The organism is uncultured Thiocystis sp., from assembly GCF_903866365.1.
Classification (GTDB): Bacteria; Pseudomonadota; Gammaproteobacteria; order Chromatiales; family Chromatiaceae; genus Chromatium.
This window is the reverse complement of sequence record NZ_CAIPNF010000184.1, coordinates 1-15,429: the sequence shown is the minus strand read 5'-3', so window position 1 is coordinate 15,429 and position 15,429 is coordinate 1. Positions and strand designations below refer to the sequence as shown.

The window sequence follows — 15,429 nt, the reverse complement described above, 5'->3', positions numbered from 1 at the left end:
TCTCGACGGTGAATGTCACGCTCGCCGCGTTGCGGGGCGACGATCAGATTCGCGTGTCGCCGTCGGCGGTCGTCGGCGAACGCTCGCAAGTGCGGACCCTCGTGCCGGGCGCGCTGGACCGCGAGCGCGTGAATCAAGCCACTGCGGCCTTACGGGACGCCGGGATGCCCAGGGCGGCGGCAGTGCTGGCGTTGGCGCGGGATTTCGGAGTGCGCCGGGAAGAGGCGGTGAAGGCGGACCTGGAGCGCTGGCAGCGGGAAGCGGACCGCGACGGGCGGATCAACGTGCAGGAGGGCACCAAGGGTGGCCGAGACGCACCACGCTGGATACCCGTCGGCGTGCTACAGCGCGAGACGCTCGGGAGTGCCATGGCGGCGCGCCCGGTTGGTTCCCGGAATCTCATTGGCCCGCACGAAACCTACGCCCAGGTCGCCATCGCCAGGGACTCGGAATTGAATGTCGCGCGGGCAATCCTGCACGCCCACGGCATTCCCGGTTATCACGACGCCAGGGCGGCTTACGCCTGCGAGCGGTATCGAACGCTGGCCGGACGCGAGGCGCCCGTCGTGACAGGCGAACGCCCCGGCGTCGAACAGCGCCAGAGCGACGCGGCCGCCCGTGCGGTGATTGCGCAGGAACTCGGGCATGGACGGACCGAGGTCGTGTCGTCGTATCTCGGAGGCCGCTGATGCAGCTCTCCGTGCTGCTGCGACGCGCGCAGCCAGGGACCAAGAGCGGGGTTCAGGGGCACCTCAAACGCGCGATCCGGATGCAGACGCTCATCGCCGAGCGGTTCGGCATTCGCGAGCCCTATCAATTCAAAGCCAAGCACCTGCGCTGGGTGCTGGAACATGGCACTGCCGAACTCGCGCCCAGTTCGAGGTACGACTACTGGCGCACCGCGCGGGCGCTCGCCGCCATTCTGGGCCACTGGCCCGACTGGGAGCCGCATCTGCGCGGCTCCTGGATCTCGCCGCGGCCCGATTTACCACGCGACACCCAGCCGACAACGCCCAGCCGAGGCGGGCGGCCACCCAAGCTTGCCCGTGTCCGTCGAGAACGCGGAAGATGATCGAGAACGAAGTTGCGTGGCCGCGATGGAAGCGGCGGATTCGGGAGGGCGAAGCGCCGCCGCGTCTCCGCGAAACCCATCCGCGTGGTGACTCAATGGTGACTCAAAGAAAAACGGCTTAGACCGATAAAGTCTAAACCGTTGTTTTTATTGGTCGGGGCGAGAGGATTTGAACCTCCGACCACCTGAACCCCATTCAGGGCGATTCGTGTTTTTTGCTGTTCTTTCCTGTTTCACTCTCTCAAGATAAAGCTATAATTAACAACGTTATAAGCGCTATAGCCTGCGCATGGTGTCGCATCAGGTTGCACTGAAGCGCAGGTTTTACGCGACTACAGACGCGACTACAAAAATGGCCTGCATCAGCCGTTGGCGATGTTGAGAGAGAGGATTTCGGCATGCTGAGTGATCGTCAGATCAAAAACCTCGTCGCCACGGGAAACCCGTACCGGATGCGTGACAAGTCGACAGATCAGAGTACGCGGGGATTTGGGGTACAGGTGTCGGCGGCCGGCGCCAAAACTTTCTACGTCGAATATAGTTTTGGCGGTCAGCGCGGTCATTTTTATCGCTTGGGCGCCTATCCCGGCCTGTCCTTGGCCCAGGCTCGTGAGCGCTGTCGAGAAGTCCGTAATCTCGTCGATCAGGGGATCGACCCCAAGGCCGAGCTGGAGCGGCGGCGCATGTCAGAAGTCGTGGAACGCAAAGCTCAGGAGCAGCAGGCGCTGCAGGCGCGGACGACGGCGACTTACGACGATCTGGTGCGGGTCTATCTGGAATCACTCGACAATGCGACAACGCGCAGCGAGATTGATCGCCTGCTCCAGAAAGACGCCTATCCGATCCTGAAAGGCAAGCGGGTGACCGAGATCGAACCCAGCGATATCCGCATCGTCTTGGCTTCTGCCCGGAAACGCGGTGCCCAGCGCGTCGTTTTCATGCTGCACAGCTATCTGCATGCCGCCTTCGTTTATGCCATCGGCGAGCAGGAGATCAATGGACTGCTGTTCCCACTGACCACGAATCCCGTCGCGGCGGTGAAGAAGCCGGATTCGGGCATGACCCCCGGCAGCCGGGTGCTGTCCAAAGAGGAGATCGTCACGGTCTGGCAGGCGTTGGCGATGGATGCGGATCGCATGAGCCCGATGACCATTGGCGCCATCCGCCTGATGCTCCTCAGCGGACAGCGACTCCAAGAGATCCTGCGCACGCGTTGGGATCAGCTCGATTTTGCCGACGCCACCTGGTCTTTCGCGCGTGAGCAGACCAAGACCAAGCGCCCGCATCTCTTGCCACTCACCCCCATGATCAGGGAAGCCCTCATCGCGATTCCGCAGCTCGGCCCCCTGGTCTTTCCACATTCCCGCCAACCGCCGATGCGCCTGAAACCATCATGCCCTTTCGCTCGATCACTCAGGCCATTGAGCGTCTCTGTGCGCGGCATGCCTTGGCACCCTTCACACCCAGGGATCTGCGACGGACCGGCACAACGCATTGGGCACGCATCGGCATCCAGCCGAGTGTGCGTTTCCTGCTGCAGAACCGGGCGGTCAACGATATTGAGGAAACCCATTACAACCTCTATGACGGTCTCCCCGAAAAGCGGCAGGCACTGGAGCAGTGGGAGCAGGAGTTGCGGACGCAGTTGGCATCACGGTCAGTGGTCAGCGAGGAGCGGCCAGTACAGGCGGCTTTGTCGGAACCCTCACCATGAACGAACTCAGCGATCCGTCAGCGCCAACCGTCGCCTGGATGCCAGTGGCCGGGTAGCCGCTCATCCGCCTTTGCCGCCTGAAGCGTCGGCAGCAGAAACCGCCGAAGCTGCGTCAGGACCGCGTCCAACACCAGTCCATCGAGTGCATTTCTGGTGAGAAAGGCTCGCCACTGGATCTGCTTCTGCCTGTCCTGGGCGAACGCCTCAGTCAGACCGAAGGGAACCGCCTCGGGGATAGGGGTAGCGCGGCGCTGGAAGGTGGCGCGGATTGCACGGGTGAGGATTTCGCCATCGAAGTCGGCGTGAGACGCCAGGATCCAGAGGTCGAAGTAGTCCTTCATCCGACTGTTGGCCATGCCGAGCGACACCAGGGCTTCGAGCTTTTCGGCGACCACCGTCTCGCGAGGGTAGGCGCGCAACCTGGGGCCAGGTAACTCGGGCAGCAGGGTCGGATACTCGACCATCTCCGGATCGGGGGTCACGGCATCGCCGAAACCCACGTCGATCTGGACCGGGCAGCGGGCACTGGCGAGGAACCCGACCAGCGTGACCCGGATTCCGCCGTAACGAGCCTCCTGGCGGATTTCGGCGACGCGGATCGTCTCCGGCTGGAAACGCAGGCCGTCGTCGGGCGCGACGACAGCGGCGCACAGCTCACGAAAGATGGCCTCCAGGGCCGGCGGCTCGGCGGGACCAAACCCGAGCAGATCAGCATCCCGTGTCGGGCGATGCGGAATGTCGAACCAGAGATCGAAGAGCAAGGATCCTTTGAGCAGAAAGCGCTCGGCGTGACAGGAGGCGCCCAGCCGATAGAGCAGCCGCTCCAAGGCATAGCGGGTCAGGATCAGATTGAACTCCTGTCCCCTGGCCTTCGCCTGGTTGAGCAACCGGGCGCGGATGGAAGCACCGCGATCCGGGCCTGTCACACCAAGCACTCCAGATAGGGACGCATCACCTTGGCGACCCGATCAAGCTCGGCATAGCGCCAGAGTTCGTCGATACTGACGCGGTCTGCGCGGCCGCCCTGCCCTCCCGGCACCCAAAGCACCTCCTTCAGCGCCTCCAGAGCGACGTCGAGACCGATCTTGTGACGGTATTTGAAGCAGTCGGCCACTGTTCGTGCGACTCCGGTGATCCGCACGGGCACCCCATCGATCCGGTGTTCCTCGACCCCTTCGATGAGCGATGGTTCCGAGAAGCGCACAATCCGGAGCGGCGGATCATCCAGACGCGGGGGACGCGCCTTGCTCGGGATGGCGAGCCAGACCTCGAACGGCGCCTGCGTCGTCAGCTCATGGAACCGCAGCGCCGATAGCAGGCAAACCACCGCGCGCGGATGCCGGCACGCCACCTCGGCGAGCGCCGCATGCTCCGTGAATGCTCGCTCCGGTAGCGCATAAAGACCCCGCCCGACCCGCGCGAGCCGTCCCTGATGCACCAGTCGGGTCAGCGAGATCCGCGGGAGACCGCCAGCCTTTAGGTCAAGGGGGCGAATGACGCCTTGGTGGCGGGCGAGTTCGAGGATCGCGTCTTGTGTGGTAGACATCCTTAATCATGTTCCATGACGCGATGCTTCGTCAAAATAATCCGTCTTTTTGGAACATTGACAGCGCCCTCATCGGCACTGCCGTCGTTTCTGGATGAGCGGTGGTGAGTGGTTACCGCTCTGACGAAGACGGTCCCCCATGGCGCTCCATCCACTCACGCACGGCTTGCGCTAAGGCATCGGGTGAATCCAACACCGCATCGACCTGCTCGGTATCGAAGGGCGCGAAAGCATTCAGAATCCGCAACCGTGGGCGAGGCCCCAAGCTGGCGCGACCGGCCCGCACGTTGGAGATGGTATTGCGAGCCACGCCGAGGAAGTCCGCCAGCTCCGTATCCGTTCTGAATCCACAGGCTGACTGGACCAGGTCGATGAGTTCGCCGTCCGGTGTGGGAGTCGGTTGCGGACGCTGACGGGCATTCGCCTGTCGCTGGGCCAGCGCGTGACTGGAACGGCGAATCCGCTCGCTCAGCTGCTCGGGCAAGATGCTTTCCAGCCATTGGCGGCTGTGCAGAAAGCCGATGTGATCCATGATCTTCAGGCGCTGCATGATCCCCAATCGCGCCTTGCCATGGCGAACGCTATGAATGGTCGTGCGGGTGATCCCGAGAAAATCCGCGATCTGGGCATCCGAGCCCAGGCCGAATCCCTCTTTCAGGATATCCAGAAGCGCGACATCACGATGATCGTCGGATGATGGGGGCATTGCATTTCTCATTTTGTCTGTTATGGTAGCAAACGATGACATACGCCATCAGGATGTCCGATGCGAATTTTAACAAAAAATCCGCCACACGTTATCGTTTTAAACGAGTACGCCACTATGCAGACCATTTACGTTCCCCGTCGGTATATCCGCGAGCGGCAGTTGACCGCACAACTGTCCGTCCATCGCTCGACGCTGCGGCGCTGGGTTGAACAGGGGCTGCTACCGGCACCCATCCAAATCGGACCCCGTACCGTGGCCTGGGATGTCGACGAGATTGAGCAGTGGCAAGCCGAACGTGCCGCCGCATCACGCAAACCGGGCTGAAGCAGGAATGACCGCCATGTCATCATTCGATGCATCCGCCCCTGTCAGCGCGACTCCCCTGCACCGCATTCCAAGTAACGAAAACGGCCCGCCGGGCAAAAGCGCGCCGCTTGATTCGGTCTCTCTATCGATTGAGGACCGATCCATGTTCGACACTGCATTCGACACTGCACCTTCCATGCTCGCCTCACTTGACTTCCAAGCCCCGGCCAGCGATGACCATGACCCGCGGCGTGCCGTCGCATCGCCACTCGCGTTGGCGCCACGGGTCGACATCAAGACCACCGCCGCCGCCGCCATCCCGCACCTGGAGCGCCTCTGCGCCCAGTGGCTACCGGACGGCAAGCGCCAAGGTCACGATTGGATCGCACGCAATCCGACCCGCGACGACCAGCGTGCCGGTTCGTTTGCGGTCTCGTTGCACACCGGCGGCTGCATCGATCACGCCACCGGCGAGCAATGCCACGACATCGTCTCCACGGTTCGCTATCTGGACGGACTCCCGACCCAGGGCGAGGCGGCGCAACGGGTCGCCGCCTTTATCGGCGCTGCCCCCGTCCCGGCGCCGACCGCGACGCCGCTCGCCAAAGTGGCGCCCAAGCCCATGCCGATCCGACCGCGGACACATCCAAAACTCGGGGTACCCAGCCAGGAATGGGAATACCGCGCCGGCGACGGGACGCTATTGGCGGTCGTCTGTCGGTTCGAGACGGCGCAGGGCAAAGACTATCGACCGCTCACGGTCACGCCAGAGGGCTGGTTCTGGCGCGCGCCACCCTCACCGCGTCCGCTCTACGGGCTGAATCGCCTTGCCGCCTGCCCGGAGGCCGACGTGCTCCTGTGCGAAGGCGAAAAGGCCGCCGAGGCCGCCGCGCGCCTGCTGCCCGCGACCGTTCCCATGACCACCATGAACGGTGCGCGTGCGCCCGCGCTCAGCGATTGGGCGCCCTTGTCCGGGCGGCACGTCCGCCTTTGGCCAGATCGCGATGCGCCCGGCCTTCAGTACGCCACCACCGCCGCCTCGCTCGCCTATGCGGCGGGTGCCGCGTCGGTGACCAGACTGGATCTGTCGGCGCTGGGCGACGCGCTGGCGGACGGATGGGATGCCGCCGATGCGCTGGCCGAGGGCTGGACGCCGGAGCGGATCGCACAGACGGCATCGTGGATCGCGGTCGCCAAGCCGAGCGATCCGCCCGTCAAGTCCGCCCCGCTGTGCGTCCCGGATGGCTGGACGCTCACGCGCCGGATGGTGTTCGAGATCAATCCGAAGTCGGAAACCACCGAACGCCTCCCCGTCTGCGGTCCGCTCTGGGTCATCGGCCGGACCCACGGCACCCACGGCGATTGGGGGTTGGTCCTGGTCTTTCGCGACCACGACGCGCACGAGCAACGCCTGTCGATTCCCGCCGCGCGACTGCACGAAGACGCGGGCATCCTGGCGCGCGAACTGGCAACCCTTGGTCTCTCCATCGTCCCCGGCAAGGAGAAACGCCTGCTCGCCTATCTGGCGTCCTGGGAGGTGCGGACCCGCATTCTTTCGGCTAAACGTCTCGGCTGGCTTGACGATCCGGACGGTGCCCTGTCGTTTGTGATGCCCGATCGCGTGATCGCCAAGGACGGCCAACGGCAGGTGGTCTTTCAACCGGACCGCTACTCGCCCACCGTGCGCAGCGTGCATGCGCGCGGCACCTTGACGGATTGGCAGACGCAGGTGGCCGCGCCGGTGTGTCGGCATCCGCCGATGCTCTTCGCGCTCTGCGCGGGATTGGCCCCCTGCTGGTTGACGTTCGCCGAAGCGGGCGACTCCTTTGTCATCCATTTTTGGGGGAGAACCTCGCGCGGGAAAACCACCGTCGGACAGATTGCCGCCTCGCTCTGGGGCTGCGGGGCCGATCCGAACGACGCGCCAGAGCGCACCTTCATTCGACGCTGGAATCTCACGGGCAACGGTCTGGAGGGGTTGGCCGAGGCACATTCCGATCTGCCGTTGGTGCTCGACGAACTCGGCAGCTCGACCCTCGGCGACATCCGACCCTTGATCTATCAATTGGCGGGGGGGCAAGGCAAGACGGCACTCAACTCCGCACGGGACATGAGGGAGCCGCGCAGTTGGCGCACCATCGCCATCTCCACGGGCGAGTTGTCGCTCCATGCAAAAATGTCGGACCCAGACGGTGACGGCATCAAAAATCGCACCGTGAAAGGCGGACTGACGCACCGCGCGCTGGACATCGAAATTGCCGACATCGCAGGTGCCTCGCCCGAGCCCGAACGCGAAGGGATCGTGTCGGGTCTCAAGGTGGCCTGTGCGCGGTACTATGGGACCGCCGGCCCGGAACTGGTCCGTCTCCTCGCCGCCCGCTTCGAGACCGCCGCGCAGGTGCGCGCCTGGGTGCGCGAGCAGCTCGCCGTCGTCATGGGCGACCTCGCCCCGCCCGGTCTCCCGGCGGAAACGGCGCGCGGGGTTCGGCGCTTCGCCTTGATCGCGGTCGCGGGCGAGTTTGCGGTTCAAACCGGCTTGATTCCGGCCACCGCGGCGCAGGTGCGCGCGTGCGTGAAGATGGCGGTGACCGCCTGGTTGAATACCTCCGCCGAGACCGACGAAGAGCGGCTGGTCGCCAGCGTGCGCGCGTTCATCCTGCGTCATGCGGCGCGGTTTCAGCCGGACGCGGAATCGGTCGCGGCACCGCTCACCGATCGATGGGGCGATCCCATTCCCGCCACGGTGCCGGAGCCGGTGCGCGATCGCGTGGGTTTCGTCAATCACGCGAAACAGCTGTGGATGTTCACCGATGCCGGCTTGGTGGAGGCCGCGCCGGGCAACGACAAGACGACCATTGCGCGAACGTTGCGACGCACAGGGTATCTGTTCACCAACGAGACCGGCAAGCTAAAGGCGCGCATCAAGGTCGGCGAGAGCCGGCCTTGGCTCTATGCCGTGAAAGGGACGATTCTCGACAGCGACAGCGACCCACCCGGTCGCGCGCCGGGACGGCCGGGACAACCGGGGCCAGACCAACCACCGAGCGGGCGAGCGCCGGTCCCGCCCCCCGAGGCGCAACCGGGACAGCCGGGACCGATCGACGGTCTGGCGTGGCACAACCTGCCCGATCTTGGCGCGGCTGTCCCGGTTGTCCCGGTTGGAGCAGACGACCGGGACAGCCTGGAACGCCCGCCCGCGCCTGGCGTTGTCCCGCCTGTCCCGGCGGTCCCGTCGCCACACGGAGCAGGTCGGTTGATCGGCGAAGATGGAGGCGCAAACTATGTTTGATGCCGACACCTTCTGCGCCGAACTGGCCGCGTCCGGCGTCGATTTATGTCTTGAGGAGCCGGGACGGATCAAGGTGACGGGGAGTCTGGCCACGCGCGCACGCTGGTTGCCCGAGATCCGGGCACACAAGGCCGCCGTGCTCCTCGCGCTCGCCGCGCGCGATCCAACCCTGGATCGCCATCGCCGGTTCAGTGTCATCCAGACGGACGGGACCGTGCTGTCCGTGTCGCGCTGTCCGCCCTGTCCCCTGGCCGACGTGCAAGCGGATTATCCCGAGGGCGTGTGCTCGGTGGAGCGGGTGCCCGAGACCGCGGTTGCACTGGCACCTGCCGATCTCGCGCTTGCCCAGTCCGTGTTGAAGGCTTGGGGCGAGGACGATCCGGTTACGATCGAGGAATGGATGGAGGGTCTGGCGCGCGAGCCGGCGCGGCTCCGGCAGATGCGCGCGCAAGCCGTGGCGTTGGGCTTGGTCAGTCGGGACGGGTAGCGTTTTTGGCGCTTGATCCTGAATTTCAGCCGATTCACGTCCGCCACCAATCGGGTGCGGTTTCGTCCCGAATGTCCCAGCCATCGACCGCTTTGGCGCCATAACGATAGGTTGCGAAGGGAACGAGCGCTTCGGTTGGTGCGCAGCCGCCGTGGTAGCCATTGCGTTTGCTGGCGTAGCGCAACTTGCTGTTCCAGGCCAGAACCACCTCGTGCATGCCGCTGGCAGCCTCGATTCGCTGGCCCTTCAGGGTCATTTCGCCCGGAAAGGATTCCAGATTCGGTTCGCGCCATCGAGCATTCGGACTTGCCCCTTGCATCATCGTGTCCTGGTCAAGCACATGGCCGTGGTCGCTGGTGAACATCACGAATCGGTCGGAAGACCGTGCTTCCGCCAGCAGTGCGTCCAATCCCTTGAACTGCGCAATATCCCAGCGAAGTCGCAACTGGTCGGATTTCATCAGGTGATCGTCCACGGCATTGATCACCACGGCGACAACCCGCTGCCGCGTGTCGCTCAAGGCCGTTCTCAGATCATCCGAAAGGGTGACGCCGGAACTGTCGAGCAAGTCTCGCTTGTGAAAAATCGCCGGCGGCTTGCCCGCGACGGACGGGGCAACGAGCGAAGGGTAGGCACTGAACGCTGATCTTTCCGTCGACGCTGAACCCGCACAAGCGGTGCCGCAAAGGAGCGAGGTTCTGGATGCTTCTGTTGTCGACGGCAACATGGCCAGCAAGGTTGAGCATGACCCCTCGACGCGCTCGAACTGAATCCAGCCATGATCCTTGAGACTGTGGTTCAGCTCAAGGAACACGGGGATGCTCATCCCGTCCACCACGATGAGCAGGCTGCGACCGGCCACGGCGACCGGCGCGACGCACTGGTCGAGCGCGTCCTCGATCGGAATCAACGCTGTCCCATTTGGCTGGTCGACCGACAGCGATTCAGCGAATCGACGATCGAACAAGTCCCTTCGAGCACCTGTGCTCTCTCGCAGCAGCCCATAGGCGTTCGCCAGGTCCGCGGAGTCGTCGCCCTCCAGCAGTACGGTCTGCGCCCAATCCACCCAGGCGATCTCGTTGCGATACTGCTCCGCGAGCGCGTTCAATGATGACGGAAAGGCATTGGCGGTTTGCGCGAGCCAGCTCACCAACCGCACCGCCATCTTGCATCGAAGCTCGGAGCGGCTGTTCAAAACCGGCCCGCGATGGGCCATCAGCCGTCCAAACCGCAAGATGGCCTCGGACAAGTTGAGTTCATTCAGCGCGCCAGCGAAGGCCGTTGTTTTCTCCCGGAGTGCCGCACTCCCGTAACGTGCATGCGCCGCCAGTGACTCGGCCTTGAGCTGCGTCACCAATGACTCATAGCGGGCAACCTGCTGCTGCTTGGCGACTTCGGTGGCTCGGTCGAACCAGGCGTCGGCGGCTTCAGCCAGTTGATGCGCGGTGTGTGACGAGATCGTCAGTCCATCGAACAGCACTTCCAGGCGGGCGGCGACCTTGGCCCGATTGGATTCGGTGCCGGCGGCCTGGTCTTCCAGGGTTTCACAAAGCATGGCGATGGCCACCAGCTCATCGGCACTCCCCGTGTCGATGGCCGCAAAGACGAAGCTCACCAAGTCGCCGAGCGTTTCGCGAAGTCGTTGGACCGCCTCCTGGCGCGCGGTGCCTTCCAGTGTTTTGAATTGCTCTCGTCGTTGGGCATCGCCTGCCCATTTCAACAGGTCAAGTTCGGTCGGCGGATAGGACTCGAAGCCCAGGACGATCCGGAACAACTCCTTCCACGCGCGATCTTGATCCAAAACGAGCGACCGCACCGGGGCGTATCCCTCGGCTGGCAGGTAACGCACGAGCAGTTCAGCCAACCAGCGGTGGCGGGCCAGTCGGGGATCAATATGCGCCGCTCGAAAAAGCGCCAGGACGGTCTGCCAGAGGTCGTGCGTGATGGCACGTCGCTTGGCGCAGCGGGCCAGCACGTCAGCGCCCAGGTCACTCTCATTGCCCGAGAACAGCAGAACCACGGGCGTCGTGCTGGTTGAATGACGGCGCATGGCGTCACGAACGGACAAAGGGGAATTGCAGGCCAAGACCGGCCAGCGCTCAGCGTTCACATCCACCGTTGTACCCGCGAAGGCGTCTGGCGGCAGCCTCAGCAGGATGAATCGTGCTGGCGGGTCTGCCTCATGAGCCTGCCGGGCCTGAAGACTGATCTGATGCGCGGGAACCTTCATTCCTGTTCCCGGATCAGGATCTGGATATCCACACTGACGTCGCCGAGCCCCTCAAGCAGCATGCACGCATCGGCCAATGCCTTCAGTGCCTCGGTCTTGACCAGTCTGGCGCGCTCGATGCGCCGTGGCGCCTTCATGCCGGTTTCCGGCTCCGGCTCCAACTCCGACTCTGGAGTACGTTGAGGCGGTGTTCTCGGTGGTGTCGCCCGGTTGGCGACATCGGCCATCAGTGATCCGGCATCGCGTTCGAACTGGGCGACGGCGGTCTGGAGTCCGTCGACGTATTCGTAGCGGAGAACGGCATGCGCCAGGCTTTCGAGAATCTGGTTTGCACGCGGGGCAAACTCGCCGCTGCCGCTCGCGATCGAGCGGAGGCTGTTGACCAGATACTGCTTGGCCTCGACCCGCGCCAGCGCCTGAACTCCAGCGAGCACCGCCTTGGCCTCGGCGACTTCCTCGGGACTGAAATCCAGCCTCGACACGATGTTGACGAGGTCGAACTCAGCGCTGCTGGACTCCATGGCGGCAAACCAGTCGCGCAGGCGTGTCGCACCTGTCTTGCGCAGGGCGGGTTCGCCCGCGGCCACCGCATCGGTCTGCACCAAGGTCATCAACTGCTCGACCACGCGTAGGTAGTTCAGCAGATGGGCCGCCGTGTCGGTCACACGCTTGCGCGCCGCGCGAGAAAACTCCACCAGCCCCGGCGCTGACCGATACAGCGCCGCCATGGCAGGGTCCAGCATCTCTCCGGCGAGCTTGGTGGCCTGGTCCCACTCGGTCGTCGTCGGCAAGGGTTGCTCGCGCACCTCGCATTCGTTGGGCACATTGCCGATCTCGCCCTTGAACGGCTGGCCGAAGCGGTACAGGGAGCGATTGCTCTTGGCCAGCCAGGTCAGGATCACCAGGTCCTGCAGGTCTTCGCGCAGGCCGCGCCGGTCGGGAAGGTCCAGCCAGCGGCGCAGATCGGTCACGGTCGGCTCGCGGCCAGACTGCTGCGCGATCTGTCGGGCAAAGTGCTGCGACCAGTCATCGCGCAACTGCAGCGCCGCTTCGCCGACCTCGGCCAGATCGAGCCTGGGCGCGATGCGCCTGGCGTCGTCCCGCAGCGAGGCTTCGAGTTCCACCCGATGGGCGGGCTTCTGGGCCGCCAACAGCATCAACTCAGCGAGGCGCTTGACCGCGATCGGCCTGGGCTCGGCATCGAAGTGCGGATGGGCCGGAAACTCGTAGTCCAGCGCCTGCTCGGCCAGTTTCTCGAAGGCATCCTTGAAGTTGGCCGCGACCGGCGGGCGCAGGACCAGCGATGGATCGAGGCTGAAATAGTGTTCGTCGACCGTTTGCGCGGGGTCCAGCGCTTCCTGGGCGACGCTGTTGAGTCCATAAGCCGTGTGCAGACAGTTGCGAATGAACTGGCGTAGTTGGTCCCGTTGGTTCGTCAGAAGTACCCGTGCCTGTTCACGGTCTGCCTGTGAAAGCTGGCTGGCGTACTGGTCCAGATTGTTGCCACGCAGGACGAAATTGATGACCACCAGCCGGCCCAACTGATCCTGCGTGTTGGGCGACAGAAAGGACGGCAACCAGGCCAGCGAGCGTCCAACCCGGCCATCGTTGAGGAATCCGTCGATCCTGGCCACATCGTCCCGCGGGCCATGTTCGGGTTGATGATCGAACGGGAAGTCGATCAGGATGCGCCAGGTTCCTTCGCGTCCCTTGAGTGTGTCGAAAGACTGCTCGCGGACATTGCCAAACAGGATCTCCGCGTGGCGGCGCGAACCGCGCCAACTGATCTCCATCTCCGGCGGCAGCAGGCTGGAGCCGGCGTCCGCGAGCCCCAGACCATCGGTGATCAGTTGTCTGACTTCGGCTTGCCGGTTTCCCTGCGTGTCGAACGACATCGCGTTGGCCAGAATGGCGTCGGTGTCGACCTTGGCGACGTCCACCGAGACGATCGGATTCGGCGAGTCGTCGGCGATCTTGATCTCACCGGCCTGGCCCGCCCAACGCTTGAGCTTGGTCAGCACCGTGATGCCCTCACTGCCCGGTACCGGCGTGCGAATCGTGCCGTGGTTCAGCGCCGCCAGCTTGGTTGGCGTCAGGTTTTTCAGTGCTTCCACCTGAGGGACCAGCGCCGCCAGCACCAGGGTCTTGAGCAGGCGCGCATCGTTCTGCAACGCGGCCGCCTTCTTGGGATCGGCCTTGCCCGACTCGATGTCGTCCCAGATCACGCCATGCTGGGTTTCCAGAATCGGCAACAAGCGACGCCGCCAGAGCTGCTTGGCCTGCTCAAAGAAGAGCTTGATGCCGTGAGTGAAGGGCTCGTCGCCGTCGGCAATCACGTCGAACAGATCGCCCACCGGGATGACGTCGCCAATCTCCAGGGTGTCGGCCTTGTCCACCAACATCTGCTGCATCAGCTTGAGCGCCGTGCGCTCGCGCTGCAGCATCGACGAGACGGCAATCAAGGTCTGAACCAGTGCCGGCGTGAAGGGGTACAGATCCTGCAACATCTGCTGATCGCCGTCGCGCGTCAGCAGGGTTTGCAGCACCTCGGGCTGGCTGCTGAGCAGTTTGTTGATCGCTCCCTTGAGCAGCGCCTCCTCGGCCGGACCGCGCGTGCGCAGCAGCCGTTTCTTGGCGATCTCTGGAAGGTTGCGGTCCTCCAGGTTCACCTTGTCGAAGCGCGCCTCCCACCATTGCAGCGTGTCGGCAAACGACAACTGTTCCGCACCGGGCATGTGCTCGCCAACCAGTTCGCGCAGATCGCGCTGGCGGGCCATGAAGCTGACGATGGGGGTCGGGCGGTCGGCGTTGCTCGACTCCACCAGCTTCGCGACCTTCTGACCTTCGCGGGCAACCCAGGCCACATCGGCCGCCCGGCTGGCCAGCCAGAGGATGAACTCGTCCAGAAACAGGATGATGCCGTCATAGCCCAGGTCCCTGGCGTGATGCGACATGGCCGACAAGCCTTCGTCGAGCGAGGTGTACAGCTCGCGCTGCGACGCCGACAGGTGACTCACACTGCCGTAGAAGGCGCGTGTCAGCGCCCCGACCAGTTGGAAACGCTCCGGGCTGCCAGGCGGCACCTTCAGGGTGGCCTCGAAGCGTGCGGCAGCCCAGGTCTGCGCGACACGCCCCCAACCGCCGCCACCCGTCGCCACACCGGTTGCGCCATTCAGGGTGCGGAAGAAGGTCTCATCCCCCATCTGCGTGCGCAGCTTCTGCGCATCGTTGAGCATGCCCTCGCTCTGATAGAAGCCAGGGCTCGGCGCGTCCGGGTGCAGGCGAGCGGTGAGTTCGGCGTAGCCCGAGAACAGCGCCGACTCCAGCGTCTCGGCATTGATCATATGGTACGGCACGACCAGGAACTTCTTACCCTGCGTCCAGCCGTTGTGCTTGGACACCACCGAGGCCAGCTCGGGCTTGCCACGGGCCGTGGCGTCGCCGCGCAGCAGCAGCGACAGGATGGCCATAAAATGGCTCTTACCCGTGCCGAAACTGCCGTGCAGGTACGCGCCCTTGCTGATTTGGCTGTCGATCGCGCCCTTGACCACCCCGAGCGCCTGATCGAAGCACTTCACCAACTGGGGCGTGGCAATGTAGTCGCGCACGGTTTCCGCAGGGGCGTTCAGGCCATCCGTCAGGCGCAGCACGAAGTCGCCCTGGTGGACCTGCTCTGGCAGATCGAATATCTCGCGAAGTTTTGGCATGTCGTGGTGTCCTGAGATCCCTCTTGATTCGTGTCAGACCCGCGCGGCGGCGCTGGAACGTCGGCCGCGCGTCCGGCGAACGGGCGCCGGGGGGCGCCAGGCGCGCACCGCCGTCAGTGTCAGTCCGTGCTGAGCCAGTTGTGCGTCGAGCAGGCCCTGCAGGTAATCGCCGGTGCTCATGCCCAGGTCGTCGTCAATCTCGGGGTGCCATTGGTGAACCCAGGGCAGCAGTTCGTCCAGTCCGGCCAACGCGGGGGTCAAGCGAGCCGCATCGGCGCCTTCGCGTTGCAGCATCTCGTACAGATAACCCGTCAGCGCCAGGGCGCGGGCCTTGGCGTCGTAGCCGGCCCATAGCAGCATCGGGCTTCC

13 protein-coding genes and 2 pseudogenes are annotated in these 15,429 nt (G+C 64.4%); 8 read left to right on the top strand and 7 right to left on the bottom strand.

The window, feature by feature from the left end; genetic code table 11:
• From QZY07_RS10460 to QZY07_RS27385, 3 genes and pseudogenes are all read left to right on the top strand, one after another.
• Window positions 1-689, top strand: a 689-nt coding sequence (locus tag QZY07_RS10460) for an integrase domain-containing protein (RefSeq protein WP_295402225.1), incomplete at its 5' end; no start/stop codon positions are given.
• Window positions 689-1,072, top strand: a complete 384-nt coding sequence (locus QZY07_RS10455; RefSeq protein WP_295402223.1) for a hypothetical protein — start codon at window positions 689-691, stop codon at window positions 1,070-1,072. The genes QZY07_RS10460 and QZY07_RS10455, both read left to right, overlap by 1 nt.
• A gap of 398 nt (window positions 1,073-1,470) precedes the next feature.
• Window positions 1,471-1,686 (top strand): annotated as a pseudogene (locus tag QZY07_RS27385) (Arm DNA-binding domain-containing protein); the annotation flags it as partial.
• 165 nt (window positions 1,687-1,851) lie between these two features.
• Here QZY07_RS27385 and QZY07_RS10445 read toward each other — a convergent pair.
• On the bottom strand, window positions 1,852-2,268 hold the full coding sequence (locus QZY07_RS10445) for a hypothetical protein (protein ID WP_295402220.1): 417 nt from the start codon (window positions 2,266-2,268) through the stop codon (window positions 1,852-1,854).
• On the opposite strand from QZY07_RS10445, the pseudogene QZY07_RS27380 reads away from it, so the two are divergent.
• Together QZY07_RS27380 and QZY07_RS10440 are read left to right on the top strand one after the other, a co-directional pair.
• Window positions 2,209-2,334 (top strand): annotated as a pseudogene (locus QZY07_RS27380) (hypothetical protein); the annotation flags it as partial. The gene QZY07_RS10445 and the pseudogene QZY07_RS27380 overlap by 60 nt on opposite strands.
• 131 nt (window positions 2,335-2,465) lie before the next feature.
• The gene (locus tag QZY07_RS10440) at window positions 2,466-2,786 is read left to right on the top strand and encodes a hypothetical protein (protein ID WP_295402218.1); all 321 of its coding nucleotides are present in this window, start codon (window positions 2,466-2,468) and stop codon (window positions 2,784-2,786) included.
• Window positions 2,787-2,803: 17 nt separating this feature from the next.
• Here the strand turns inward: QZY07_RS10440 and QZY07_RS10435 are convergent, their stop codons facing one another.
• From QZY07_RS10435 to QZY07_RS10425, 3 genes are all read right to left on the bottom strand, one after another.
• Entirely contained in the window at window positions 2,804-3,712 is a 909-nt protein-coding gene (locus QZY07_RS10435) for a nucleotidyl transferase AbiEii/AbiGii toxin family protein (RefSeq protein WP_295402217.1), read from the bottom strand.
• Window positions 3,709-4,332 (bottom strand): type IV toxin-antitoxin system AbiEi family antitoxin domain-containing protein, encoded by a 624-nt coding sequence (locus QZY07_RS10430; RefSeq protein WP_295402215.1) that lies wholly within the window; start codon window positions 4,330-4,332, stop codon window positions 3,709-3,711. Before QZY07_RS10430 ends, QZY07_RS10435 begins: the two co-directional genes overlap by 4 nt.
• Window positions 4,333-4,444: 112 nt before the next feature.
• The gene (locus QZY07_RS10425; RefSeq protein WP_295402213.1) at window positions 4,445-5,038 is read right to left on the bottom strand and encodes a hypothetical protein; all 594 of its coding nucleotides are present in this window, start codon (window positions 5,036-5,038) and stop codon (window positions 4,445-4,447) included.
• A gap of 117 nt (window positions 5,039-5,155) precedes the next feature.
• On the opposite strand from QZY07_RS10425, the gene QZY07_RS10420 reads away from it, so the two are divergent.
• The 3 genes from QZY07_RS10420 to QZY07_RS10410 all read left to right on the top strand — a co-directional run bounded on the left by QZY07_RS10420 (window position 5,156) and on the right by QZY07_RS10410 (window position 9,123).
• A complete protein-coding gene (locus QZY07_RS10420; RefSeq protein WP_295402212.1) occupies window positions 5,156-5,365 on the top strand; it encodes an AlpA family phage regulatory protein in 210 nt (69 codons plus the stop codon).
• Between the two features lie 145 nt (window positions 5,366-5,510).
• The gene (locus tag QZY07_RS10415) at window positions 5,511-8,636 is read left to right on the top strand and encodes a DUF927 domain-containing protein (RefSeq protein WP_295402210.1); all 3,126 of its coding nucleotides are present in this window, start codon (window positions 5,511-5,513) and stop codon (window positions 8,634-8,636) included.
• Window positions 8,629-9,123 carry a hypothetical protein gene (locus QZY07_RS10410; protein ID WP_295402207.1) on the top strand — a complete coding sequence of 165 codons (495 nt, stop codon included), beginning with the start codon at window positions 8,629-8,631 and terminating at the stop codon, window positions 9,121-9,123. The genes QZY07_RS10415 and QZY07_RS10410 overlap by 8 nt, the downstream gene beginning before the upstream one ends.
• A gap of 34 nt (window positions 9,124-9,157) precedes the next feature.
• On the opposite strand, the gene pglZ is transcribed toward QZY07_RS10410, so the two are convergent.
• From pglZ to QZY07_RS10395, 3 genes are all read right to left on the bottom strand, one after another.
• Complete coding sequence (pglZ, locus tag QZY07_RS10405) at window positions 9,158-11,353, bottom strand: BREX-2 system phosphatase PglZ (protein ID WP_295402205.1); 2,196 nt, start codon at window positions 11,351-11,353, stop codon at window positions 9,158-9,160.
• Window positions 11,350-15,060 carry a phage resistance protein gene (locus tag QZY07_RS10400; protein WP_295402204.1) on the bottom strand — a complete coding sequence of 1,237 codons (3,711 nt, stop codon included), beginning with the start codon at window positions 15,058-15,060 and terminating at the stop codon, window positions 11,350-11,352. The genes pglZ and QZY07_RS10400 overlap by 4 nt, the downstream gene beginning before the upstream one ends.
• Before the next feature lie 33 nt (window positions 15,061-15,093).
• Window positions 15,094-15,429: hypothetical protein (locus tag QZY07_RS10395; RefSeq protein ID WP_295402202.1), on the bottom strand; the 336-nt coding region annotated here is incomplete at its 5' end.